Source organism: Burkholderia sp. SIMBA_051, from assembly GCF_046534915.1.
In the GTDB taxonomy this organism is placed as follows: Bacteria; Pseudomonadota; Gammaproteobacteria; order Burkholderiales; family Burkholderiaceae; genus Burkholderia; species Burkholderia ambifaria.
Genome location: NZ_JAWRXS010000571.1, coordinates 1 through 254, shown reverse-complemented (window position 1 = coordinate 254; position 254 = coordinate 1). Strand labels below are relative to the sequence as shown.

Annotated in this window: 1 pseudogene; it reads left to right on the top strand. The window is 72.0% G+C overall.

Features of this window, described 5'->3' with window-relative positions:
* A pseudogene (locus SB771_RS35765) lies at positions 1–254 on the top strand (hypothetical protein); the annotation flags it as partial.

The following is a 254-nucleotide window of genomic DNA, read 5'->3' as shown; positions in this document are numbered from 1 at the left end:
CCTGGTATCCCGTCGCGCCGCCCGCGCCGCGCAAGGGGCGCGGCGCGGTCACGAACCTGCAAGGGCGCTACGAGGTCGATCAGCGCGAGGCATACGACGACGGCTGGCAGCACGTCGAATCGCCGGCCGACGCGCGCGAGCGCAGCGATGAAGCGGGCGCGCAAATCGACGAGCAAGCCAACGCGCAAGCCAACGCGCAAGCCGGCGAGCGCGAAACGCCGGAGCCCGCGCTGCGCACGCAGATCTACGAGGAG